General features: G+C 62.5%; 19 protein-coding genes. 9 read left to right on the top strand and 10 right to left on the bottom strand.

Features of this window, described 5'->3' with window-relative positions:
• Window positions 1-31: 31 nt before the first annotated feature.
• On the top strand, window positions 32-937 hold the full coding sequence (locus WBK23_RS06715) for a DMT family transporter (RefSeq protein ID WP_424483183.1): 906 nt from the start codon (window positions 32-34) through the stop codon (window positions 935-937).
• Here the strand turns inward: WBK23_RS06715 and WBK23_RS06710 are convergent.
• Window positions 934-2,115, bottom strand: coding sequence for an AAA family ATPase (locus tag WBK23_RS06710; protein WP_424483182.1), 1,182 nt, complete (start codon window positions 2,113-2,115; stop codon window positions 934-936). The genes WBK23_RS06715 and WBK23_RS06710 overlap by 4 nt on opposite strands.
• Window positions 2,116-2,154: 39 nt before the next feature.
• A complete protein-coding gene (locus WBK23_RS06705; protein WP_424483303.1) occupies window positions 2,155-4,524 on the bottom strand; it encodes a DNA polymerase II in 2,370 nt (789 codons plus the stop codon).
• A gap of 152 nt (window positions 4,525-4,676) precedes the next feature.
• Between WBK23_RS06705 and WBK23_RS06700 the strand changes: the two genes are divergently transcribed.
• On the top strand, window positions 4,677-6,686 hold the full coding sequence (locus WBK23_RS06700; RefSeq protein WP_424483181.1) for a peptidase U32 family protein: 2,010 nt from the start codon (window positions 4,677-4,679) through the stop codon (window positions 6,684-6,686).
• Window positions 6,687-6,851: 165 nt separating this feature from the next.
• Here the strand turns inward: WBK23_RS06700 and WBK23_RS06695 are convergent, their stop codons facing one another.
• The 4 genes from WBK23_RS06695 to yaaA all read right to left on the bottom strand — a co-directional run bounded on the left by WBK23_RS06695 (window position 6,852) and on the right by yaaA (window position 9,487).
• On the bottom strand, window positions 6,852-7,244 hold the full coding sequence (locus tag WBK23_RS06695; RefSeq protein ID WP_424483180.1) for a hypothetical protein: 393 nt from the start codon (window positions 7,242-7,244) through the stop codon (window positions 6,852-6,854).
• Window positions 7,245-7,254: 10 nt separating this feature from the next.
• On the bottom strand, window positions 7,255-8,085 hold the full coding sequence (locus tag WBK23_RS06690; RefSeq protein WP_424483179.1) for an SDR family oxidoreductase: 831 nt from the start codon (window positions 8,083-8,085) through the stop codon (window positions 7,255-7,257).
• A 154-nt stretch (window positions 8,086-8,239) separates the two neighbouring features.
• Entirely contained in the window at window positions 8,240-8,704 is a 465-nt protein-coding gene (locus WBK23_RS06685) for a multidrug transporter (protein WP_424483178.1), read from the bottom strand.
• A gap of 3 nt (window positions 8,705-8,707) precedes the next feature.
• On the bottom strand, window positions 8,708-9,487 hold the full coding sequence (gene yaaA / locus WBK23_RS06680) for a peroxide stress protein YaaA (protein ID WP_424483177.1): 780 nt from the start codon (window positions 9,485-9,487) through the stop codon (window positions 8,708-8,710).
• A 156-nt stretch (window positions 9,488-9,643) separates the two neighbouring features.
• Between yaaA and dmeF the strand changes: the two genes are divergently transcribed.
• The 5 genes from dmeF to moaE all read left to right on the top strand — a co-directional run bounded on the left by dmeF (window position 9,644) and on the right by moaE (window position 13,681).
• Complete coding sequence (gene dmeF, locus WBK23_RS06675; protein ID WP_424483176.1) at window positions 9,644-10,663, top strand: CDF family Co(II)/Ni(II) efflux transporter DmeF; 1,020 nt, start codon at window positions 9,644-9,646, stop codon at window positions 10,661-10,663.
• A 298-nt stretch (window positions 10,664-10,961) separates the two neighbouring features.
• The gene (locus WBK23_RS06670; protein WP_275960946.1) at window positions 10,962-12,353 is read left to right on the top strand and encodes a PhoH family protein; all 1,392 of its coding nucleotides are present in this window, start codon (window positions 10,962-10,964) and stop codon (window positions 12,351-12,353) included.
• A 145-nt stretch (window positions 12,354-12,498) separates the two neighbouring features.
• Window positions 12,499-12,987 (top strand): cyclic pyranopterin monophosphate synthase MoaC, encoded by a 489-nt coding sequence (gene moaC / locus WBK23_RS06665; protein ID WP_424483175.1) that lies wholly within the window; start codon window positions 12,499-12,501, stop codon window positions 12,985-12,987.
• Complete coding sequence (locus WBK23_RS06660) at window positions 12,984-13,226, top strand: MoaD/ThiS family protein (RefSeq protein WP_424483174.1); 243 nt, start codon at window positions 12,984-12,986, stop codon at window positions 13,224-13,226. The genes moaC and WBK23_RS06660 overlap by 4 nt, the downstream gene beginning before the upstream one ends.
• Before the next feature lie 2 nt (window positions 13,227-13,228).
• Window positions 13,229-13,681 (top strand): molybdopterin synthase catalytic subunit MoaE, encoded by a 453-nt coding sequence (gene moaE / locus WBK23_RS06655; protein WP_424483173.1) that lies wholly within the window; start codon window positions 13,229-13,231, stop codon window positions 13,679-13,681.
• 33 nt (window positions 13,682-13,714) lie between these two features.
• Here moaE and WBK23_RS06650 read toward each other — a convergent pair whose 3' ends face one another.
• The 4 genes from WBK23_RS06650 to WBK23_RS06635 all read right to left on the bottom strand — a co-directional run bounded on the left by WBK23_RS06650 (window position 13,715) and on the right by WBK23_RS06635 (window position 20,421).
• On the bottom strand, window positions 13,715-16,954 hold the full coding sequence (locus WBK23_RS06650) for an EAL domain-containing protein (protein ID WP_424483172.1): 3,240 nt from the start codon (window positions 16,952-16,954) through the stop codon (window positions 13,715-13,717).
• Window positions 16,955-17,240: 286 nt separating this feature from the next.
• A complete protein-coding gene (locus tag WBK23_RS06645) occupies window positions 17,241-17,792 on the bottom strand; it encodes a response regulator (protein ID WP_424483171.1) in 552 nt (183 codons plus the stop codon).
• Window positions 17,792-19,141 carry an HD domain-containing phosphohydrolase gene (locus tag WBK23_RS06640; protein WP_424483170.1) on the bottom strand — a complete coding sequence of 450 codons (1,350 nt, stop codon included), beginning with the start codon at window positions 19,139-19,141 and terminating at the stop codon, window positions 17,792-17,794. The genes WBK23_RS06645 and WBK23_RS06640 overlap by 1 nt, the downstream gene beginning before the upstream one ends.
• Window positions 19,138-20,421, bottom strand: a complete 1,284-nt coding sequence (locus tag WBK23_RS06635) for an ATP-binding protein (RefSeq protein WP_424483169.1) — start codon at window positions 20,419-20,421, stop codon at window positions 19,138-19,140. Before WBK23_RS06635 ends, WBK23_RS06640 begins: the two co-directional genes overlap by 4 nt.
• A 148-nt stretch (window positions 20,422-20,569) precedes the next feature.
• On the opposite strand from WBK23_RS06635, the gene WBK23_RS06630 reads away from it, so the two are divergent.
• Both WBK23_RS06630 and WBK23_RS06625 read left to right on the top strand, forming a co-directional pair.
• Window positions 20,570-21,265, top strand: coding sequence for a DUF6901 family protein (locus WBK23_RS06630; RefSeq protein ID WP_424483168.1), 696 nt, complete (start codon window positions 20,570-20,572; stop codon window positions 21,263-21,265).
• A 298-nt stretch (window positions 21,266-21,563) separates the two neighbouring features.
• The gene (locus WBK23_RS06625) at window positions 21,564-22,340 is read left to right on the top strand and encodes an ABC transporter substrate-binding protein (protein ID WP_424483167.1); all 777 of its coding nucleotides are present in this window, start codon (window positions 21,564-21,566) and stop codon (window positions 22,338-22,340) included.
• The last annotated feature ends 29 nt before the right edge of the window (window positions 22,341-22,369 follow it).

Genomic DNA, 22,369 nt, shown 5'->3' with positions numbered 1-22,369 from the left:
CAGACTCTCAGTCATCCACCGGGAGTTCGTGATGAACCTGACGCTCTATCTGTTGACCGTACTGATCTGGGGCACCACCTGGATCGCCCTCAAGCTGCAACTGGGCGAGGTGGCGATTGCCGCCTCGATCGCCTATCGCTTTGCCCTGGCCTCGCTGGTGCTGTTTGCCATTCTGCTGCTGAGCGGCCGCCTGCAGAAGCTCGACACGCGCGGCCAACTCATCTGCCTGGTGCAGGGGCTGTGCCTGTTCTGCCTGAACTTTATGTGCTTCTACACCGCCAGCCAGTGGATCCCCAGCGGCCTGGTGGCGGTGATTTTTTCCACCGCGACGCTGTGGAATGCGCTCAACGCGCGGCTGTTCTTCAAACAGAAGATCGCCGCCAATGTGCTGGCCGGTGGTGCGCTGGGGTTGGGCGGCCTAGCGCTGCTGTTCTGGCCGGAACTGGCTGGGCAGGAGGCCAGCCGTGAAACCCTGCTAGGCATCGGCCTGGCGCTGATCGGCACGCTGTGTTTCTCCGCCGGCAATATGCTTTCCAGTCTGCAGCAGAAGGCCGGCCTCAAGCCGCTGACCACCAACGCCTGGGGCATGCTGTATGGCGCGCTGATGTTGGTGGCGATCTGCCTGGTCAGCGGTACGCCGTTCGGCTTCGAGTGGAACACCCGTTACGTCGGCACCCTGCTGTACCTGGCGATTCCCGGTTCGGTGATCGGTTTCACCGCCTACCTGACTCTGGTCGGACGCATGGGCCCGGAGCGTGCGGCCTACTGCACCGTGCTGTTCCCGGTGGTGGCGCTGAATATCTCGGTGTTTGTCGAGGGCTACCAGTGGACCGCCCCGGCGCTGTTCGGCCTGGTATTGGTGATGCTGGGTAACGTGATGGTGTTTCGTAAACCCAAGGTGCTACCGGCAACGGTTGCCCTGGCCGCGAAGGGTTAACTCGGCCACTTCCACGCCGGCTCATCGAGCATGCCCTGGCCCTGGATCACGGTTTGCCCCAGTTGTTTTTCCAGCACGATGGCGTTGCATTCGGGGTGCTGTTCCAGGGTGGCGATCAGGCGGCTGGCGTGGGATACCACCCAGACCTGGGTGTGCCGCGACGCCGCGATGATCAGCCGGCCGAGGGCCGGCAGCAAATCGGGGTGCAGGCTGGTTTCCGGTTCGTTCAGCACCATCAGCGACGGTGGCCTTGGGGTGAGCAGGGCGGCCACCAGCAGCAGGTAACGCAGGGTGCCGTCCGACAATTCGCTGGCCGACAACGGTCGCAGCAGGCCCTCTTGTTGCAGTTCGACGGCAAAACGCCCGCCTTGCTGAAAGTCGATGCGCAGGCGTGCGCCGGGGAAGGCGTCGCTGATGGCCGCATCCAGCGCGGCGGGGTCGCCAATTTCGCGAATGGTCTGCAACGCCGCCGCCAGGTCGCGGCCGTCGTGGTGCAGCACCGGGGTGCGGGTGCCCAGTTGCGGCTGGCGCGCGGGCGCTTCGGCATCGCTGCGAAAGTGATCGTAGAAGCGCCAACGGCGAATATGCTCGCGCAGATGGGAGACTTCCGGGCAGGCGGGATCATTGCCGATCTGCTCGTACAGGCTGTCGAAGCTCGGCAGATGCTGGGCCATCACTTGCCAGTTGCGCCCTTCACGCATGCGCACCATCGCTCCGGCGCGATCCACCAGTAGCGAAGCGGGGCGATAGCTGCCCCCAGCCCAGATGCATTCGCGTTTGATCTCAGGATCCAGGGCGAAGGCACTGGGAATATCGCGGCTCTCGCCGGAGTTGGACTCCGGTAGCCCAAGGGAAATGGCATAGCTGAAATCATCGCCGGCAAAGCCCAGACGCAGACGCCGGGCCTCCTTGCGTGGGCCGCCCTGCACCGGCACCTCGCCGCTGAGCATGCGCCGGCTGATGGTTTCCGGCCCAGCCCAGAAGGTGGAGTCCAGTCCGCCTTCGCGGGCCAGGGCATTGACCACGCCGCCCTGGGCGGTTTCCGCCAGCAGGCGCAAGGCGCGATAGAGGTTGGACTTGCCGCTGCCGTTGGCCCCGGTGACCAGGTTGAGCCGACCCAGTGGCAGCACCAGGGTGTTGATCGAGCGATAGTTGGCGACGGCGAGGGTGTGCAGCATTTGGGGTCGTCCTGACGAGTAATAAGTGAGAGCTGGCGACTAGAACAAACCCAACTGTCCGCCGATTAGCGTGGCGAAGTCGTCGCCAACAAACGGCAGGATGGCATCGGCCACTGGCTGCAGCTGGCGGGTCAGGTAGTGGTCGTAGTCGATGGCGGCGCTGCGCGCTTCCAGTGGTTGCGGGCCGGCGGTGGTGATCACATAGCTGATCCAGCCACCATTCTGGTATTGCAGCGGGCGGCTGTGCAGGGCGTTGTATTCGTCGGCCAGGCGCGCGGCGCGCACATGCGGCGGCACGTTGCGTTCATAGTCGGTGAGCTTGCGGCGCAGTCGTTTGCGGTAGATCAGCAGTTCGTCCAGCTCGCCATTCAGGGTGCGCTCGACATAGTCGCGCACATAGCACTGGTGCGGCTGGTGCAGAAAGATCCGCTCATACAGCTCGCGTTGAAACTGCTGGGCCAGCGGCGACCAGTCGCTGCGCACGGTTTCCAGGCCCTTGTAGACCATCTCATGGCTGCCGTCGGCGTGCGTGACCATCCCGGCATAGCGCTTCTTGCTGCCTTCCTCCGCGCCTCTGATGGTCGGCATTAGAAAGCGGCTGTAATGGGTTTCGAACTGCAGTTCCAGAGCGCTTTCCAGTCCGTATTCATCGCGCAGATGCTCGCGCCACCAGGCATTGACCTTGGCCACCAGGGCGCGGCCGATCTGCGCGGCATCCTCCTGGGCATGCGGGCGCTTGAGCCAGACAAAGGTGGAGTCGGTGTCGCCGTAGATCACCGCATAGCCCTCGGCCTCGATTAGCGCGCGGGTGCGGGCCATGATTTCGTGGCCGCGTAGGGTGATGGAGGAGGCCAGGCGCGTATCGAAAAAGCGGCAACCGCTGGAGCCGAGCACGCCGTAGAAGGCGTTCATAATGATTTTCAGTGCCTGCGACAGCGGTGCGTTGTGCTCGCGTTTGGCCGCTTCACGGTTCTGAGATACGCGCTCGACGATGCTCGGCAGGCAGTGCTGGGTACGGGAGAAACGCGCACCGCGAAAGCCCGGCACCGAGTGCACGTCGTCCGGCTGGCGCAGGCCTTCGATCAGTCCCACCGGGTCGATCAGAAAGCTGCGAATAATCGACGGATAGAGGCTCTTGTAGTCCAGCACCAGCACCGATTCATACAGCCCCGGCTGCGACTCCATCACAAAGCCGCCGGGACTGGCTTGCGGCGGGTTGTCACCGAGGTTCGGCGCGACAAAGCCGCGGCGGTGCATCAGCGGCATATACAGGTGTTCAAACGCCGCCACCGAGCCGCCGTTGCGGTCGGCGGGTAACCCGGTGACCGTGGCGCGTTCCAGCAGAAAGTCGAGGATGCTGGTTTTGCCGAAGATCCGCGTCACCAGCTCGCAGTCGCGCAGGTTGTAGCGTGCCAGGGCCGGTTTGTCCTCGCGGAACATGCGGTCGATTTCGTCCATGCGCTGGTAGGGCGTGGAGATGTCCTTGCCCTCGCCGAGCAGGGTTTGCGCGACGTTTTCCAGGCTGAAGGAGGGGAAGCTCCAGGTCGCCGAACGCAGCGCCTCGATGCCGTCAATAATTAGCCGGCCGGCGGCATCGGCGAAGAAGTGGCCGTTGCGGCTGCCGTGCTCGCGCCATTGCATCTCGCTGTCATCGCGCCCCAGACGCAGGGGGATGGCCAGGCTGCGCGCATGTTCGTGCAGCACGCGCAGGTCGAACTGCACCAGGTTCCAGCCGATGATGGCGTCGGGATCATGCTGCGCCATCCACTGATTCAGACGTTCGAGCAACTGGCCGCGGCTGTCGCAGTATTCCAGCTGGAAATCCACCGCTGGTGGCTGTTCTGGCGTGCGGCCGAGCATATACACGTTGCGCTGGCCGCAGCCCTCGATGGCGATGGAGTACAGCTCGCCGAAGGCATTGGTTTCGATATCCAGCGAGGCCAGCTTGAGGCTTGGCCGGTAATCTGTGCAGGGCTTGATCTGCGCATCCAGCAGCAGGCCATTGCCGCTTGGGTCGGGCGTACCGGCAAATAGCACCGGTGCGGTGATAAAGCGCTCCATCAGGTAGCGCTCCGGCGGGCGCACATCGGCCTCATACACTTCAACGCCGGCGCGGCGCAGCAGTTTGTCGAGGTCCATCAGTTGGCGATGCTGCTGGCAATACAGGCCCAGTACCGGGCGCTGGTGAAAATCCTTGAGGCCCAGCGGGCGCAGTTCGACGCCGCGCTCATTGCTCAGCAACGCCTCGGCCTGTTCGCGTTGCGCGGCCGGAATAAACGCCACCGAGGGCTGATAGGGCAGGCGGATATGTCGCGGGCCGTTCTCGGTGGCCAACCAGAACTCCACCTGCGTCCCTGCCGGTGTATCCCGCCAGTGTCGGGTCAGCAGAAAGCCCTGTTGTAAGTCCACCACGCCATTCTCGATTGAATTTGATTGGCCAATTCTACGCGGGCTTTTGTCTGTATGCATATACAGTGTTTGGGCGACTACCAAGCGGGCACAGACAAATCCAGCTTTAGGAGTAAAATGCCCGCCCTGATTGACTGCCCGATACCCAAATCATGTCCCTGCCCAAGCACCACCTCGAACTACTGAGCCCGGCGCGCGATACCGCGATTGCCAAGGAAGCCATCCTGCACGGCGCCGATGCGGTGTATATCGGCGGGCCAGGCTTTGGGGCGCGGCACAACGCCAGCAACAGCGTGGCGGAGATTGCCGAGCTGGTGCAATTTGCCCACCTGTTCCATGCGCGGGTGTTTGTCACCCTCAACACCATCCTGCATGAGGATGAACTGGAACCGGCGCGGCAGATGATCTGGCAGCTGTATGAGGCCGGCGTCGATGCGCTGATCGTGCAGGACATGGGCGTGATGGAGATGGACATTCCGCCCATCGAGATCCACGCCAGCACCCAGTGCGATATCCGCACCCTGGACAAGGCGCGCTTCCTCGATGGCGCCGGCTTCTCGCAGCTGGTGTTGGCCCGCGAGCTGAACCTGGAAGAGATCGGCAATATCTGCCGCAACGTCGATTCGGCGGTCGAGTTCTTTATCCATGGTGCGCTGTGCGTGGCGTTCTCCGGGCAGTGCAATATCTCCCACGCGCAGACCGGGCGCAGCGCCAACCGTGGCGACTGCTCCCAGGCCTGCCGCCTGCCGTACACCTTGAAGGACGACCAGGGCCGCGTGGTGGCGTTTGATAAGCACCTGCTGTCGATGAAGGACAACAACCAGACCGACAACCTGATCTACCTGGTGGATGCCGGCGTGCGCTCGTTCAAGATCGAAGGGCGTTACAAAGACATGAGCTATGTGAAGAACATCACCGCGCACTACCGCCGCGAGCTGGATGCGATTCTCGAGCAGCGTCCGCACCTGGAGCGCGCCTCCAGTGGGCGCACCGAGCACTTCTTCACCCCCGACACCGACAAGACCTTCCACCGCGGCAGCACCGATTATTTCGTCACCGACCGCAAGGTGGACATCGGCGCGTTCGACTCACCGACCTTTACCGGACTGACCGTGGGTGTGGTGGAAAAGGTCAACAAGCGCGACCTGATCGCCGTTACCGACACGCCGCTGTCCAACGGCGATGGCCTTAACGTGCTGATCAAGCGTGAAGTGGTAGGTTTCCGCGCCAATATCGCCGAGCTTAAGGGCACATTTACTGAAAATGGCGAGGAAGACGGCGAGAAGCGCTACCGATACCGCGTCGAGCCTAATGAGATGCCCGAGGCCATGCACCGCGTGCGTCCGTTGCAGCCGCTGCATCGCAACCTCGACCACAACTGGCAGCAGGCGCTGCAGAAAACCTCATCCGAGCGGCGTATCGCGGTCAGCTGGCAGATGGCCGTGCAGGGCGATCAGCTGGCTGTAAGCGTCACCAGCGACGAAGGCATCAGCGCCAGCGTCAGCCTGGCCGGCCCGTTCGCCGCCGCCAAGGATGCCGAACAGGCCCGCGAGCAGCTGGCCGATGGCTTGAGCAAACTGGGTACCACCATCTATTACAGTGCCGGCGCGCAGATCGACTGTGAAAGCGTGCCGTTTATCCCCGGCTCGCAACTCAAGGCCCTGCGCCGCGAAGCCATCGAAGCCCTGACCCAGGCCCGCGTCGCTGCTCATCCGCTTGGCGGGCGCAAGGCTGTCAGCGTGCCGCCGCCGGTGTATCCGGAGTCGCACCTGACCTTCCTCGCCAACGTCTACAACGACAAGGCCCGCACCTTCTACAAGCGTTACGGCGTGCAACTGATCGACGCCGCCTACGAGGCCCATGAAGAAGCCGGCGAAGTGCCAGTGATGATCACCAAGCACTGCCTGCGCTTCTCCTTCAACCTCTGCCCGAAACAGGCCAAAGGCGTCACCGGCGTGCGCACCAAGGTGTCGGACATGCAGCTGATTCATCAGGACGAAGTACTGACCCTGAAGTTCGACTGCAAGCCTTGCGAGATGCACATCATCGGCAAAATGAAGGGCCATATCCTCCACCAGCCCCACCCCGGCAGCGCCCAGAGCAAGGGCGGCGCGGTGGGCTATATCACCCCGGATGATCTGCTCAAGACCATCAAGCGCTAAGACGCTGTCTCGGATCTGCTGCGCGTTGGCGATACTGCGTTAAAAACAGCCTCGGAATGCTCATTTACAATTCGTAAACTCCGCTTCCTTGGCGCTTTGACCAGCCTGCGGCTGTTACTACGTAGCGCCTTGCCTCGCTCTAGCTCGCGAGATCCGAAACAGCCTCTAGGACTTGTCTCGCTTGCTGTGCAGCTTGGTGAGAAACAGCCAGGCCAGCAGCGGGTAGCAGAAGTAGTGCAGGCTAAAGATCAGCAGCCCCATGGGGCTGGGATCGTCCTGTAACGCCATCATCGCCAGTAAACCCAGATAGAGCAGCGCCAGGATGCCGCCATACAGCGCGAGCAGGCGGCGTCGCTCGCCTTGCAGGGGCGCGCGGCGGTTGCGCCAGGAGAACCACAGGGTCATGCCGGCGGCCACCAGCGTGGCGATCAGCGCCGTGGTAAACAGCCCGCCGAGTTTGACCCAGGTGCGCAGCAGCAGGTTGAGCACGATGACCGCCAGCACGCCGCCAATGGCCAGGCGGGTAACCGGGACGCTGGTGGGGTTTGGCTCGCGCATGTGAGTGCTCCTAGAGGCTGCGGTTAAGGCCGAAGCGTTTTTTCAGCACGGCTTCCAGCAAACGTTTGGGCACCAGCGCGGCCAGCAGCGGCATGCTGCGACTGCCATTGCCCAGGCGCAGCAGGTTGGGACGGTGGCTGCCTTGTACGGCGGCCAGCAGGTTGCGGGCAAAGTGGCTGGCGGGGGTGGGGTTGTCCTGCGAGGCATTGGCGCGGGCGCGAATGCCCTCGCGGATCGGCCACCAGGGCGAGGCTTCGTCGATCAACAGCTCGGCCTGCTGGCTGGCATTGGCACCGAAGCTGGAGGCAATCGCCCCGGGCTGCACTTCCATCACGTCGATAGAAAAGGGTGCTAGCTCCAGGCGTAACGCGTCGGTTAGCGCATGCACGGCGGCCTTGGAGGCGCAGTAGGCTCCGGCAAACGGCGTTACCAGCACGCCGGAGACGCTGCCGATATTCACCACCAGGCCTTTGTTCTGCCGCAGCAGCGGGAACAGTGCGCGGGTCACGCCAATCAGCGAGAACACGTTGGTTTCAAATTGCTTGCGCATGGCGTCGACCCCGCCATCGAGCAGCGGGCCCATGGCACCGTAGCCGGCGTTGTTGATCAGCACGTCGAGGCCGCCAATCTCGGCCTTCAGGCGTTCGGCCAACTGACCCAGGCCCAGGCCATCGTTGACGTCCAGCTGCACGGCGTGAAAGCCGGCGGCGTTCAGGGCGGCGAGGTCTTCGGCTTTGCGCGCCGTGGCCCAGACTTGATAACCGGCCTGCTGGAACACCTCGGCGAGGGCGCGGCCGATGCCGCTGGAGCATCCGGTGATCAGTACGCTGGGCTGGGTCATGCAGGCTTCCTTGTTGTTGTAGATATTAGGTTGCTGAAAAACGTAGGCGAGGCAGGCAAGACAAGGCGAAAACAGGCGAGGAAGCGGAGTTTACTGCTGTAAATGAGCATTCTGAGCCTGTTTTCAACGCAGTGTTGCCAACGCAGGTAGTTTTTCAGTGGCTGAAGCTGCCTTGCAGGCGTTCGGCGCGAAATTCCAGGGTGCGGGCGCGGTAGCCGCTGCGCAAGGTCGGCAAGGGCAGGCAGTCCTGCCAGCTGGCGCCGGGCAGCAATTCGCCGGGCCCACTGTAGCGCGGTGCTTCATAGAAACGCTCGGCCAGGTTGACGCTGTCGCCGGGGCGATAGGCGGCAATTTGCCAATGCAGCTCAAGCAGCGCGGCCTCGCTGGCGTTTTTCAGATTCAGGGCCAGCGGGCGATCCGCCGGGCAACTGTCCGGGGCGTAGCTCAGGCGTAATTCCAGATGGGCCAGGTGGCGGTTCTCGCGGCTTTCCTGCCAGAGCACCCAGCTGGCGACCAGACCCAGGCCGACCAGCGCGGCAAGAGAAATTGGCAGCGCCTTGCTCGGGTAGCGGATCAGCAGGATCAGCCAGCTCAGTACCAGGATTGCGCCGAATAGCATCACTCAGGCCTCAGGGTGGTCGCGCAGGAATACCAGACTATCAGCCTTGGAGTGCTCCGCCGAATAGCGGTAGCCCTGATCGTTGAAGTCCTTGAGACCGGCCGGGTCGGTCAGACGTTCCTTGATCACATAGCGCGCCATCAGGCCGCGGGCCTTCTTGGCGTAGAAGCTGATGATCTTGTACTGGCCGTTTTTCAGGTCCTTGAATTCGGTGTCGATGATCCGCGCATTCAGCGCCTTGCGTTTCACCGCGCTGAAGTATTCGGTGGACGCCAGATTGAGCAGCACCTCGTCGCCTTGGGCGGCCAGCGCCTCATTCAGCCAGCCACTGATGCGTTCGCCCCAGAACTCATAGAGGTTATTGCCGCGCGGATTGGCCAGTTTGGTGCCCATTTCCAGGCGATAGGGCTGCATCAGGTCGAGCGGGCGCAGCACGCCGTACAGGCCGGAAAGCATGCGCAGGTGGGTCTGAGCGAAGTCGAAATCGGCTTCGCTGAAATCCTCGGCATTAAGCCCGGTGTACACGTCGCCCTTGAACGCCAGCAGCGCCTGCTTGGCGTTGGACGGGTTGAACGGCCGCTCCCAGCTACCGAAGCGTGCGGCGTTAAGACCGGCGAGCTTGTCCGAGAGGTGCATCAGCTCGGCGATCTGCGCTGGAGTGAAGTCGCGCAACTGCTGGATCAGGTCCTGAGCGTGGTCGAGGTGTTCGGGCTGGGTAAAGCGCGGGGTCGCAGGCGGTGTCTCGTAATCGAGGGTCTTGGCCGGGGAAATCACCATCAACATAAAACTGTGCTCCTGAAAGTCTGCGGCGATTCTAGAAGCTGGCGGCGGTTGAGACTACCTATAAGGGCAATTGCTTAAGTTTGCAGCCCTGCTGCTTGACCCAGGGGCCGCCACGGGGTTGTAGTTTGCCCAGGTCGAATCCTCCAAGGAGCTGTCATGACCGCCTGCAACCATTCGCGTTGGGAACCGTCCCACGCTTACCGCCCGCTGGAAACCACCGCCGAGCGCCAGGCCTGGCGCGTTGCCGCGCTGACCGGGGCGACCATGCTGGTGGAGATTGTCGCCGGCTACACCTTCAACTCCATGGCCTTGCTCGCCGATGGCTGGCACATGGCCTCGCATATGCTCGCCATCGGCCTGACGGCGTTGGCCTATCTGCTGGCGCGGCGCTATGCCGATGATCCACGCTTTGCCTTTGGCACCTGGAAGGTCGAGGTGCTGGCCGGGTTCGCCAGTTCACTGCTGCTGTTGGTGGTGGTGGCGATGCTGGCCTTCGAGTCATTCTGGCGCTTGTGGCAGCCCCAGGTGATTGCCTTCGATATGGCCCTGGGCGTGGCGGTGGTCGGCCTGCTGGTCAACCTGGTGTCTGCCTGGTTGCTGCGCGATAGCCATGATCACGGACATGCGCATGGCCATAGCCACGCCGGCGCGCACGCTCATTCCGATCACGATCACGATCACGATCACGATCACGATCACGATCACGATCATCCAGCGCCAGTGGCGGGCAAGGACCTTAATCGCCACGCCGCCTTTATCCATGTGCTGGCCGATGCGCTGACCTCGGTGGCGGCTATCGTCGCGCTACTGGGCGGCTTGCTGCTGGGTTGGGATTGGCTCGACCCGCTGATGGGGGTTATCGGCGCGCTGATTATCGCGGTGTGGGCCAAGGGCCTGCTGATCGAAACCGGCAAGGTGCTGCTCGATCGCGAGATGGACAGCCCGGTGGTCGAGCGCGTGCGCAGCGCCTTGGCCCAGGAGGCGGACACCGAACTGGCCGATCTGCACCTATGGCGCGTTGGTCGGGCGCAGTTCGCTTGCATCGTTAGCGTGGTAACCCATGGCGACGGCTCGGCGGATCGCTACAAGGCGCGGCTGGCGGGGATTGCGGAGCTGGTGCATGTGACCGTGGAGGTCAATCGCTGTGCCGATGAGCACGGGGTGACGCGGGGCTGAAGCGAAAAAACGGTTGGCTCTAAGGCCGGTGGGACTTCCGACTTTAACGATGCGCGAGCAGGTCGCCAAGCGCTATTTGTCGCGGCGATAAATAAACCGTTAAAAACCAAAAAATACGTTTTTCTGTCACCTTTTTTGGAGTATCTAAAAGGCAAGACCGCCGAACCCTGCAGACAGGTGGCGGCCATTGGCCCTCACCTACTTGCAGCCTTCTCAGCCTCGGCACTGAGGAGTCGGCGGCCCCTCCGCGGCGCACTCGCCCCTGCGCCGCTTGGCTACTACAAGAAGGTGACCGAGTATGGATGACCACGGACGCTCCAAGCCCACCGCCCCAACCCTGTACGCCCTCGACACCAATGTGCTGATCCACGACCCCAACGCGCTGCTGAATTTTCAGGAGCACCATGTCGCCATCCCGATGACCGTACTGGAGGAACTGGACAAGCTTAAAACCGGCAAACAGGGTGTGGCTGCCGAGTGCCGCCAGGCCATCCGTCTGATCGACAAGATTCTTGGCAGCGCCAACCCGGAGGAAGTGGAGCACGGCGTCGCCATCCAGCGCGACAAGAGCGGCCCGTGTGGCTTCCTGTCGATTCTTATGAGCAAGAGTGCAACTCCGGTGACCTGGCTGCCGGAAGACCTCAACGACAACAAGATCATCAACCAGCTGGTCGAGCTGAAGTCCCGCCGCCCCGGTCTCAACGTGGTGCTGGTGACCAAAGACATCAACATGCGCCTGAAGGCGCGCGCCTGTGGCATCGATTCCGAGGATTACCACACCGACCAACTGGTCGACGACGTGTCCTTGCTGTCGCAGGGTTACCACAACATGGATGGCTCCTTCTGGGACCGCGTGAACAAGGTGGAAACCCGTCAGGATCACGGCCGTACCTGGCACCGCGTGCAACTCACCGACAACCTGCCGGCGGTGCACGTCAACGAGTTCATCATCGACGAGCAGGGTTTTGTCGGCTGGATCAAGGGCATCAAGCACGGTGAACTGCTGATTCTCGACATGCACCAGGAGCCCTTGATGCACCAGGAAGCCTGGGGCCTGCGGCCGCGGGATATCTACCAGTCACTGGCGCTGTTTGCCCTGCTTGATCCGGACATCCACCTGGTCAACCTGTCCGGCGCGGCCGGTTCCGGTAAAACCATCCTGGCCCTGGCGGCGGCCATCGAACAAACCATGGTCAGCAAGCGCTACCGCCGGATTATCGCCACCCGCAGCGTGCAGGGGCTGGATCAGGAGATCGGCTTTCTGCCCGGCACCGAAGCCGAGAAGATGGAACCCTGGCTCGGCGCGATCACCGACAACCTCGAAGCCCTGCATATGGACGACGAGAACACCCACGGCAGCGTCGACTACATCCTGCAAAAGGTCCCGCTGCAGTTCAAATCCCTCAACTACATCCGCGGCCGTAGCTTCCAGCAGAGCCTGATCCTGATCGACGAATGTCAGAACCTCACCCCGCACCAGATGAAAACCATCATCACCCGTGCCGGCAGCGGTTCCAAAGTGGTGTGCCTGGGTAACCTGGCGCAGATCGATACCCCTTACCTGTCGGCACCCAGCTCGGGCCTGACCTACCTGACGGAGCGCTTCAAAGACTTCGAGCATGGCGTGCATATCACCCTGCAGGGTGTGCCGCGTTCCATCCTCGCCGAGTACGCCGAAACCCATATGTAAACCTTGCTCACGTTCGCCCAGCAGGCACTTATGCCTGCTGGGCCGGACGCCGCAGTTACCTCCCGTCTGAATCCCTCGGCATTCACAGGTGCCGAAACCTGACCCCTGGGTTTACAATCACCGGACACCTGCCTGGAGTCTGTCTGTGTTAACCCATCTCGATTCCCAAGGCCGCGCCAATATGGTCGATGTCAGCGATAAAGCCCTGACCGTCCGTGAAGCCGTGGCCGAAGCTTTGGTGCGCATGCGCCCAGAAACCCTGCAGATGATTGCTCAGGGCGACCACCCCAAGGGCGATGTGTTCGCCGTGGCACGGATTGCCGGTATTCAGGCGGCGAAGAAAACCAGCGACCTGATTCCGTTGTGCCACCCGCTGATGCTCACCAGCGTCAAGGTCGAGCTGACGCCTGAGGGCGCGGATGCGGTGCGCATCACCGCGCGCTGCAAGCTGACCGGGCAGACCGGGGTGGAGATGGAAGCCCTGACCGCCGCCAGCGTTGCCGCGCTGACCATCTATGACATGTGCAAGGCGGTGGATCGCGGCATGGTGATCGAAAGCGTGCGCCTGCTGGAGAAGGTTGGCGGCAAAAGCGGTGCCTTCAAGGTAGAGAGCATTGCAGGAGAGCAAGCATGATCCGCGTGCAGTATTTCGCCCGTTACCGCGAGGCCCTGGGCCTGGATGGCGAGCAACTGAGTGACAGCTTTACCGACCTTGAACAGCTGCGCCAACACCTGCTGGCCCGCGGCGGGGTGTGGGATGTGCTGGCCGAGCAGAACCTGATGTGCGCGCGTAATCAGGAGCTCTGCAGTCTGGAAGAGCCGCTCATGGCCGGCGATGAAGTGGCGTTCTTTCCCACTGTAACCGGCGGTTAAGCATGAGCATTCGCGTCCAGTCGCAACCCTTCGATCCGGGTGTTGAGCTCAACGCCCTGCATGCCGCCAACCTGGGTATTGGCGCGGTGGTCAGCTTTGTCGGCTATGTGCGCGATTTCAATGAGGGGCGCGAAGTCGGCGGCATGTTTCTCGAGCACTTTCCTGGCATGACCGAAAAGGCCCTGGCCAAGATTGCCGAGGAAGCCACGCAGCGCTGGCCGCTGCTGGGTATCGAGGTCGTCCACCGTATTGGCCGCCTGGAGCCGGGTGAGCCGATCGTCTTCGTCGGCACCAGCAGTGCTCACCGTCAGGCGGCGTTCGATGCCTGCAACTTCGTGATGGATTACCTGAAAACCCGCGCGCCGTTCTGGAAGAAGGAAGACACCGCCGAAGGCCCGCGCTGGGTCGAAGGGCGTTGCTCCGACCAGGCCGCGGCCGAGCGCTGGAAGCCCTAGCCGGTTGTTTGCTGCTGGGCCGTTAAACACCGTTTAGGCGGCTGGCAGCTGAGGCGTCGGGGTGCCGGCGTCCTTTTCCTTGGCCTGGTGGTAGGAGCGGAAGGCTTGGCCGATGATTTGCCTGAGCTGTTCGTCGTCCCAGGGTTTGGTCAAGAAGCGGTAGATGGCCCCCTGGTTGATCGCATCGGTGACCGATTTCAGGTCGGTATAACCCGACAGCACGATGCGGATGGTCTCGGGGTGCAGGTCCTTGACCCGGCTGAAGAACTCGGTGCCGCTCATCTCCGGCATGCGCTGGTCGGAGAGGATCACCTGGATATCGTGTTTGGCCAGTAGCTCGAAGGCATCCTGGGCGCGGGTCGCCATCAGGATCTTGTAGCCATCGCGGCGCAGCAGGCGCGCCAGTGCGCGCAGGATATTCTCCTCATCATCCAGCAGCAGCAAGGTCTGCGCTGGTTCTCCAACGGCCAGTTGGGGCAGTGCTGGCCCCTGGGTCAGCATGCGCTCGCGCATAAAGGGTTCGAGTTCGGCGAAGGGCATGGGCTTGGCGAAGTAATAGCCCTGGAACAGGTCGCAATGACTTTTCTTCAGGAAGGCGAACTGCGGTTCGGTTTCCACTCCCTCGGCGATGACCTTGAGCCGTAGGTGGTGGGCCATGGAGATGATGCCCTGGGTGATGGCCGCGTCGTGCTGGTCGCTGATGATCTCCTCGACGAAGGAGCGGTCGATCTTCACCTTGTCGATGGGCAGGCGCTTGAGGTAGTTGAGGCTGGAGAAGCCGGTGCCGAAGTCGTCGATGGCGATTCGCACCCCGAGTTTCTTCAGCTGGTGCAGGGTCTCGATGGCCCGTTCGGCATGGTTGAGCAGTACTCCCTCGGTGATTTCCAGCTCCAGCAGGGAGGCATCGAGCTGATGCTTGTGCAGCACTGCCCGCACGCTGTCGACGAAGTTGCTGCGTTGGAAATGAATCGAGGAAATATTCACCGCTACCGATGGCCCGGTCATGCCTTGGTCACACAGTTGGCGCATCTGCCGGCAGGCGGTATCGAGCACCCAGGCGCTCAGGGGGATGATCTGCCCGGTGTCTTCTGCCACTGGGATGAATACCCCCGGTGGGATAAAGCCGCGCTGCGGATGGTTCCAGCGCAGCAAGGCCTCGATCCCGACCACGCGGCCGGTGCGGCCATCGATCTGCGGTTGGTAATGGAGGTTGAACGCCTGGTTATCCAGGGCCTTCTGCAGTTCGTTGCGCAGGGTGACCCGCTCGCCCACCCTGTGGTTGAGGTCGTTGGTGTACCACTGGTAGTTGTTACGGCCTTCCTGCTTGGCCTTGTACATGGCCAGGTCGGCTTGCTGAATCAGTTGCGCGGGCTGTGTCAGCAGGCCGTCGCTGAGGGTGATGCCGATGCTCGCGGTGATATGCAGTTCAGTGCTATCGATCAGATAGGGGCGGGCGATACTGGCGAGAATGCGTTCGGCCACCAGCAGTACATCTTCCTCCCGCGCCAGATCCGGCAGCAGCACCAGAAACTCGTCGCCACCCATACGCGCCACGGTGTCGCCGGGGCGTACCTGTTGACACAAGCGTTGCGCCACTTCGATAAGGATCTGGTCGCCCGAGTCGTGGCCGATCGAGTCGTTGATCGGCTTGAAGCCATCCAGGTCGATAAACATCACCGCCAGGCTGCGCTGGTAGCGCTGGGAAATCTGGCAGCCCTGGCGCAGGCGGTCTTCCAGCAGGGCGCGGTTGGGTAGGCCGGTGAGCACGTCGTGGCTGGCGTTGAAGCTGAGCTCCGCCTGGTAGCGTTTTTCCTCGCTGATGTCGTTCTGCACGCCGATAAAGTGGCTGACCTGGCCCTGTTCATCGAGTACCGGGGAGATATACAGGTCATTCCAGAATGGGCTGCCGTCCTTGCGGTAGTTGCGCACCACCACATGCACCTCGATCCGTTGCTGCAGGCTGTGGCGGATCAAGGCGAGCGCCGGCTGGTCGTGCTCATCTCCTTGCAGGAAGCGGCAGTTGCGCCCGAGGACTTCGGCCTCGGCGTAGCCCGTGATGCGTTCGAACGCCGGGTTGATGTAGATGATCGGCTGGTCGGCGGCCAGGGCATCGGTGATGACCACGCCGTTGTAGCTGGATTCCAGGCTGCGCTTGAGCAGGCGCAACTGTTTTTCCGCGTAGCGGCGCTCGCTGATATCGCGGAGCGACAGCAGGCGCACCTGCTGGCCGTCCCAGTCGGTGTCGGACTGATGGACCTCCACCTCGAGGGTTTCGCCTTCCGGGGTGGTCAGGCTCCACTCGAAGAGTTCTTCCTCGTTCAGGGGCAGGTCGAGTCGCAGCTGTTGCAGTTGAGTCTGGCTGGCCTTGAACAGCCGTTCGGCAGCGGGGTTGGCGTAATGCAGCCGGCCTTGGGCATCGACTACCAGCAGGGCGTCGCGGGTATCGTTGAGCAGCTTGCGCAGGGATTGCTCGCGGCGGCTGGCTTCCAGGCGTGCCTTGTGTGTTTCCGTGACGTCTATGGCCAGCACCAGGCAGCAGGGCTGGCGATCGAACTCAAAGTCATGCACCAGCACGTCGGCAAAGATGTCGTGGCCGGCCCTGTGCCGGTAAGTCCACACCCCCGCCTGGGGGGCGACTATCGGCGAGCTGCGCAGGGCCGAGTTGAAGTAGCTGAGAAAGCGTGCCTGCTCCTCCGGGCTGCGGATATCCAGCACGCTCATGGCCAGGAACTCGGCCTGGGAGTAGCCCAGCAGGCGAGTGGCCGCGAGGTTGGTGGCCTGGAAGCGCAGGCTTTCTTTGTTGAACACCCACATGGCTTCGGGGTTGGCCTCAAACAGCAGGCGGTAGCGGTGTTCGCTGTTGGCCAACTCGACGCTGGCCCGACTGCGGTCGATGGCGTAGCGAATGCTGCGCAGCAACTGCAGGCTGTCGAACTGCCCCTTGACCAGATAATCGGCGGCCCCCAGCTCGATGGCGCTGGCATCCAGGCGGGCGTCGCTCTGCCCGGTGAGCAGGATGATGGGTTTGCTTACGCCCTGCTGCAGGGCGTTGTCGATCAGCTCCAAACCGGACTCGGCACCCAGCCGGTAGTCCACCAGGTAGAGGTCGTGCTCCTGGTGCAGGAGGATTTCCAGGCCTGGCCGGAAGCCGCCGCACCAGTCCAGCTGGAGGTCGATCCCAGGGTTTTGCCGCAACAGGTCGCGAATGATGATGAAGTCGTCTTCATCATCATCGATCAGTAACAGTTTCCAGACTGGGTTTTTTCTGTTCATGGCGGGGGGCATCCTTGGGGGGCTCGACTCTCTCCAACCAATAGCGACCAAGGGTTGTCACCACCTCGAGCAGGCCGCTAAAGCTGACAGGTTTGGTATTCAAAGCATTCCCTCTATAGCGTAGTTGTGGCTGATGTCTTCGCCGGCCTAGGGGGCTGATACCCCCAGCGGAATCATGCGCAGCTGAGCATCATTCTTGATTGCCCGCCGCGCTTCACGATCATCCGCGCGGCATCTTGCGGCGGGCAGGTTCAGCCCCGGTAGCGGCCGCCCCGATCTAGGGCGACTATTGGTTCGGCTCTGGCTCTAGTGGTTCGTCGAGGTCGAGCAGCACGTGGCCCTGCTCGTCGCGTTTGACCCGGGTGATGCCGGGGTGTTCGCTTTCCAGGCGCAGCAACTCTTGCTGCTGCCGCTCCAAGGCCGATTGCTGGTTGCGCACCTGGGCCAGCAGGCGCTGGTTCTCCTCGCGCAGCAGGTGCAGGTCGATGGCGGCGCGCACCCCGGTGACCAGTTCGTAGTCTTCCCAGGGCTTGGAGAGGAAGCGGTAGACCTCGGCCTGGTTGATCGCCTTCATCATCGTGTCGCGGTCGCCATGGCCGCTGAGCAGCATGCGGATGGCATGGGGCTGGCGCTGCTTGGCGAATTGCAGGTAGGTGATGCCATCCAGCTGCGGCATGCGCAGGTCGGAGATGACCACGGCGTAGTTGTGCTCGGTGAGAGCCTGCAACGCCACCTGCGGGTCGTCGAAGGGATGGATCTCCCAATCGTACGGATGCAGCACCCGTTGCAGGGCCTTGAGGATATGTGGCTCGTCGTCCAGCAGCTGGATCTTGATCATCACGGCTCTCCATCTTGGGCCGGTGGGGCGGCTTCAGGTTTGCGCACGAACAGGGTGTAGTGGCCGCCTTCGGAGGCCTCGAAGGCAACCAGCTTGTCGATCAGCGCCCGGCTCAGGGGTTTGCCCTCGTTGAGCAGGAGCATGCCGCTTTCCGCGTGGAGGTTGCGCGCCAGGATCATCCCCGGCTCCAGGCGGCGGGTTTCCAGGGCGAGGATGCTGGCATCGGCCAGGGCCAGGTCCGGGGCGAGGGTGGTGCACAGCTCGATAAATTCGCTGCAGAGCGTTGGGTCGTAGAGCCGGCCGCTGTATTTCTGCATCAGCAGCAGGGCCTCGTCGCGGTTCAGGCGACGCTCCAGCACCAGGCCGCGCTGCAGCTCGATAAAGTCCACGGCCAGCTTGAGCAGGCGCGCGCCCAGGGGAATGGCTTCGCCGGCCAACCGATCGGGAAAGCCCTGGCCATCCCAGCGCTCCTGGTGGTGGCGGATCAGGTGGCCGGCATCCTGCACGGGCTCCAGGGCCATTAGCAGGCTCTCGCCGATCAGCGGGTATTGGCGATAGCGCGTCCGTTCGTCCTTGTACATCAGGTCGGATGGGCGCTCCAGCAGATGGTCATCCCAGGTCAGCTTGCCGATGTTGTACAGGGCCGCGGCCATGGTCAGGTCGTTGCTGCTGGCCTCGTCGAGCCGATGGAGTTCGGCGTAGGCCTTGACTAGGGTGATGACCTGGGTGTTGGTCTGGCGCTCCTTGCTCAGGCGCTGGCCGACCAGGTTGGCGAATACTTCGGTGGCGGTGACATAGCTGCGGCGCAACTCGGCGTAGGCCAGGTCGAGCATGTCGGCGGTCTGTTCGAGCTCGCCGGTGCGGTCGCGCACGCGCTGCTCGAGGGTCGCATTGAGTTCCTGCAGGCGCTGGTTCTGCTCGTGGGTGAGCTGCTCCAGGCGCAGGCGCTCGCGCTCTGAGTGTTGGAAGGCCAGGGCCTGGCGAATGATCAGGCGCAGCTCGTTGTCGTCCCAGGGCTTGCTGATATAGCGGTAGATCTGCCCCTGGTTGATCGCCCTGACCGTGGTGGTCAGGTCGGCATAGCCGGTGAGCAGGATGCGCAGGCAGCTGGGCCAGCGTTGCTGCACCTGGGCCAGCAGGGTTGCACCGTCCATGCCGGGCATGCGTGCATCGGAAATCACCAGGTCAACCCGCTGCTGTTCGAGCAGTTGCAGGGCCGACTCGCCATCGTTGCAGCTCAGCAGTGCATAGGGCTCGCTGCGCAAGATCCGGCGCAGGCTGTTGAGGATGTTTTCCTCGTCATCGACCAGCAGCAAGGTGGCCAGCACCTGGTTTTCCGCGGCGCTCATAGGCTCGAGCCATCCTGCTCCGGCTTGGCGCTGGGTTGGGCGATCGGTAGGTTGAGGCGAAAGCGCGTGCCGACGCCAACCTCACTGTGCACCTCGATGCTGCCGCTGTGCTTCTGCATGATGTTGTAGGACAGCGCCAGGCCCAGGCCGGTGCCCTTGCCCACCGGCTTGGTGGTGAAGAAGGGTTCGAAGATGCGGTTGAGCAGCTTGGTTTCGATGCCGCCGCCGGTGTCCTCGACCTCGACCCACACCCAGTCCTCGTCACGCCCGGTGCGCAGGGTGATGCGGCCGAACTGCTCGATGGCATGGGCGGCATTGACCAGCAGGTTCATCACCACCTGGTTGATCTGCGACTGGATGCACTCGACTTCGGGCAGCTCGCCGTATTCCTTGATCACCTCGGCCTTGTACTTGAGCTCGTTGTTGACCACGTTGAGGGTGGTATCCAGGCCGCGGTGCAGGTCGGCCGGGCGGAACTCGTCTTCCTCGATATGGGAGAAGTCCTTGAGCGCGCTGATGATCCGCTTGACCCGGTCGATGCCGTCTTCCGACTCGCTGATCAAGGCCGCCACGTCGCCGCGGATATAGTCGTACTCCAGGTTGCGCTTGAGCTGGCGCAGCTCGTCGAGGTCGGCCACGCCTTCCACCGCATCGACGATCTTCAGCAGGTCGCGCACGTAGCCGTCGAGGGTCTTGAGGTTGGAGAACACATAGCCGATGGGGTTGTTGATTTCGTGGGCGACCCCCGCCGCCAGTTGGCCGATCGCCGCCATCTTCTCCGACTGCAGCAACTGGCTGTTGGCGGTCTCCAGTTTGCGCAGCAGCTGGTCCTGCTCGGCCTGCTTGCTGCCCAGCGCCTTGAGCGCGGCCTTGAGTTGTTCGTTGGCCTGCGCCACGACGCTGGTGTCGTATACCACCAGGCCAAAGTACTGGCTGCCGTCCGGGGTGTTGAAGGGGAAGAACAGGTTGCTCTGCAGGGCCAGGCGGTCGGACTCTGGGCTGTTCGCCTGCAGCTTCAGCGGTGGCATTTCCAGCCAGTGGTTGTAGACGTGCTGGGAGTCGCCGTGGGCCAGTTCGACTATGCGAGCGAACGCTGGCGAGTGGGCTTGCGGGAATATCTCCACGAAGGGTTGCCCGCTTGCCTGTTCGAGCGGTATGGCGCAGCGCTCGGCGACAAAGGCGTTCCAGTGCTGAATGCGTAAGGCGGCGTCCAACACGATGATGCCCAGGTTGATTTTCTCGATCAGAACCAGCAGCAGTTGCGCCTTGAATCCTTCCATTTCAAGCTCCTGTGGCAGCAAGAGTAAGCTCTTGAGCTAGAGTGTTAGCCGAGTCACCCAGGGCTGCCAGAATCAAGACGTCACTCTTATGCCATCTATGGCTGAGTGCTATTGCGTGCAGCTTCCCGTGAATGATTTAGGTTAGACCATGCCGCCTGATCAGACCGACACGCTCATCGCTTACCGTTTCACCTTCGCCGATGGGCAGTCGGTCGAGCATGATGTGGCCTTGGTCGGGACGGTCGAGTTAGCGCAAGCGGCAGCCTGGACGCACCTGGACTTTCAGCAGTGCCCACATTGCCCGCTGGCCGCCAGCGAGGTGCAACTCTGTCCCTTTGCCGCGGCCTTGCAGCAGCCGGTGAACATGCTGGCCAGGCATGCCTCCTTCGAGCCTGTGGATGTGCGGGTGCGCTGGCGTGATCGGGAAATCAGCCAACGCACCACGTTGCAGCGCGCGGCCGGCTCGCTGTTGGGGGCCATAGGGGCGGCCAGCGGTTGTCCGCATACGCGCCTGCTCAAGGCCATGGCCTGGTTTCATCAGCCCTTCAGCGGCAGCGACGAGACGCTGTTCCGGGTGCTGGGCAGCTACCTGCTAGGGCAGTACCTGCGCACCCAGCATGGCCTGGCGGCGGACTGGGATCTGGCCGGATTGCGCGAGGTGTATCGCAATCTGCGTCAGGTCAACCTGGGCATGGCGCAGCGCCTGCGCGCCGCCGCCGAGCAGGATTCGAGCGTCAACGGCCTGATTCTGCTCGACCTGCTGGCTGCCGATACCCTGTACAGCCTCGACCAGTACGGCGGCGAACTCGACCGCTTCTTCGCCGAGTATCTGCAAGCGCCCTAGGTGCCATCCCGACCTTTAACCTGCGCCAGTCGTACCCAGATGCCGATCAGGCCATTGGTCCGGTGCCATTTGGCTGGGCGGTTGAAGATTTGTACATATAAGTCCAGTATGGAATTTAAAGTATAAATCGAGACTGGCAGATGACCCGTCCATGCGTGCTACCCAGCCATCGCTTCTCGCTCAGGTGCAAACCTGACGCGTCTTTCTTCTGTCTTGCAGCAACCGTCGTTGCCCGTGCCACCTGCGCAGCAATGCCAGGTGGTACGGGCCTGTCACTCCCTCAGCAGGAATCCACAGCATGAAGAAAATCGTCCTGGCGGGCGGCATCGCCCTGAGTTTGATCGCCTCCAGTCTGTTCGCCGCAGACAAACCCTTGCGTCTGGGTATCGAGGCCGCCTATCCGCCGTTTGCGTTCAAAGAGTCCAGCGGGCAGATCGCCGGTTTTGACGTGGATATCGGCAACGCCCTGTGCGCTGAAATGAAGACCGACTGCCAATGGGTCGAGCAGGAGTTCGATGGCCTGATTCCCTCGCTCAAGGTGAAGAAGGTCGACGCCATCCTGTCGTCCATGACCATCACTGATGATCGGCGCAAATCGGTGGATTTCACTGGCAAGTACTACTACAGCCCGGCGCGCCTGGTGATGAAGGCCGGCAGCGAAGTCGCCGCTGATTTCAGCAACCTCAAGGGCAAGCGTATTGGCGTGCAGCGTTCGACCACCACCGACCGTTTCGCCAGCGAAGTGCTGGCCGCGCAAGGCGTTGAAGTGGTGCGCTACAGCTCGCAGAACGAAATCTACCTGGACCTGATTTCCGCGCGCCTTGACGGCACCCTGGCCGACGCCATCCCGGTGGATGAAGGCTTTCTGAAAACCGCCAACGGCAAGGGCTTCGCCTTCGTCGGCCCGGCGTTTACCGACCCGAAGTATTTCGGTGAAGGTGCTGGCATCGCCGTGCGCAAGGGCGACACTGAGCTGCTCGGCAAGCTGAATGCCGCCATCCAGGCGATTCGCGCCAGCGGCGAGTACCAGAAGATTCAGGCCAAGTACTTCACTTTTGATATCTACGGCGACTGATTCCGTCGGCCAGCAAAAAGCCGCGCAGT

The sequence above is a fragment of the Pseudomonas sp. genome (genome assembly GCF_049653025.1).
In the GTDB taxonomy this organism is placed as follows: domain Bacteria; phylum Pseudomonadota; class Gammaproteobacteria; order Pseudomonadales; family Pseudomonadaceae; genus Aquipseudomonas.
This window is presented reverse-complemented; position numbering and strand designations above follow the sequence as displayed.

Excerpts from the sequence above, each read along its gene's own strand:
- WBK23_RS06715 (WP_424483183.1), top strand. The coding sequence starts at position 32 with ATGAACCTGACGCTCTATCTGTTGACCGTACTGATCTGGGGCACCACC.
- WBK23_RS06710 (WP_424483182.1), bottom strand. The coding sequence starts at position 2,115 with ATGCTGCACACCCTCGCCGTCGCCAACTATCGCTCGATCAACACCCTG.
- WBK23_RS06700 (WP_424483181.1), top strand. The coding sequence starts at position 4,677 with ATGTCCCTGCCCAAGCACCACCTCGAACTACTGAGCCCGGCGCGCGAT.
- WBK23_RS06695 (WP_424483180.1), bottom strand. The coding sequence starts at position 7,244 with ATGCGCGAGCCAAACCCCACCAGCGTCCCGGTTACCCGCCTGGCCATT.
- WBK23_RS06690 (WP_424483179.1), bottom strand. The coding sequence starts at position 8,085 with ATGACCCAGCCCAGCGTACTGATCACCGGATGCTCCAGCGGCATCGGC.
- WBK23_RS06685 (WP_424483178.1), bottom strand. The coding sequence starts at position 8,704 with ATGCTATTCGGCGCAATCCTGGTACTGAGCTGGCTGATCCTGCTGATC.
- yaaA (WP_424483177.1), bottom strand. The coding sequence starts at position 9,487 with ATGTTGATGGTGATTTCCCCGGCCAAGACCCTCGATTACGAGACACCG.
- dmeF (WP_424483176.1), top strand. The coding sequence starts at position 9,644 with ATGACCGCCTGCAACCATTCGCGTTGGGAACCGTCCCACGCTTACCGC.
- WBK23_RS06670 (WP_275960946.1), top strand. The coding sequence starts at position 10,962 with ATGGATGACCACGGACGCTCCAAGCCCACCGCCCCAACCCTGTACGCC.
- WBK23_RS06660 (WP_424483174.1), top strand. The coding sequence starts at position 12,984 with ATGATCCGCGTGCAGTATTTCGCCCGTTACCGCGAGGCCCTGGGCCTG.
- moaE (WP_424483173.1), top strand. The coding sequence starts at position 13,229 with ATGAGCATTCGCGTCCAGTCGCAACCCTTCGATCCGGGTGTTGAGCTC.
- WBK23_RS06650 (WP_424483172.1), bottom strand. The coding sequence starts at position 16,954 with ATGAACAGAAAAAACCCAGTCTGGAAACTGTTACTGATCGATGATGAT.
- WBK23_RS06645 (WP_424483171.1), bottom strand. The coding sequence starts at position 17,792 with ATGATCAAGATCCAGCTGCTGGACGACGAGCCACATATCCTCAAGGCC.
- WBK23_RS06640 (WP_424483170.1), bottom strand. The coding sequence starts at position 19,141 with ATGAGCGCCGCGGAAAACCAGGTGCTGGCCACCTTGCTGCTGGTCGAT.
- WBK23_RS06635 (WP_424483169.1), bottom strand. The coding sequence starts at position 20,421 with ATGGAAGGATTCAAGGCGCAACTGCTGCTGGTTCTGATCGAGAAAATC.
- WBK23_RS06630 (WP_424483168.1), top strand. The coding sequence starts at position 20,570 with ATGCCGCCTGATCAGACCGACACGCTCATCGCTTACCGTTTCACCTTC.
- WBK23_RS06625 (WP_424483167.1), top strand. The coding sequence starts at position 21,564 with ATGAAGAAAATCGTCCTGGCGGGCGGCATCGCCCTGAGTTTGATCGCC.